This is a genomic window from Vibrio sp. 10N.222.46.A1 (genome assembly GCF_041473595.1).
Lineage (GTDB): Bacteria > Pseudomonadota > Gammaproteobacteria > Enterobacterales > Vibrionaceae > Vibrio > Vibrio tasmaniensis_A.
In genome coordinates this window covers 1-313 of the sequence record NZ_JBFRSN010000858.1, presented here as the reverse complement: position 1 = coordinate 313, position 313 = coordinate 1, and the positions used below count along the sequence as shown (strand labels likewise).

Genomic DNA, 313 nt, shown 5'->3' with positions numbered 1-313 from the left:
TAGATATATTACTCAAAAAAGAAAGATTTAGTGTCAAAGTCAATATATTGGCCTTGTGAACGTATTGACGCTGTTTTTATGGTTTTATGCATATTCAAATGTATAATGCGCATTAGCAATTAGATGAGTAGGTAGAAAGTGCTTAAAAATCAAAAGGGTTTCTCCCTAGTTGAGTTAGTCATAGTGATTGTTGTTGTGGGTTTATTAGCTGTTGCAGCTTTACCCCGTTTCTTGGATGTGACAGACGAAGCCAAGAAAGCCAGTATTGAAGGTGTCGCGGGTGGTTTTGCGACAGGAGTACTTTCAGCAAGAG

1 protein-coding gene is annotated in these 313 nt (G+C 38.0%); it reads left to right on the top strand.

The features are described 5' to 3' along the window. Positions 1-138: 138 nt before the first annotated feature. Positions 139-313: prepilin-type N-terminal cleavage/methylation domain-containing protein (locus AB4496_RS21115; RefSeq protein ID WP_372131865.1), on the top strand; the 175-nt coding region annotated here is incomplete at its 3' end.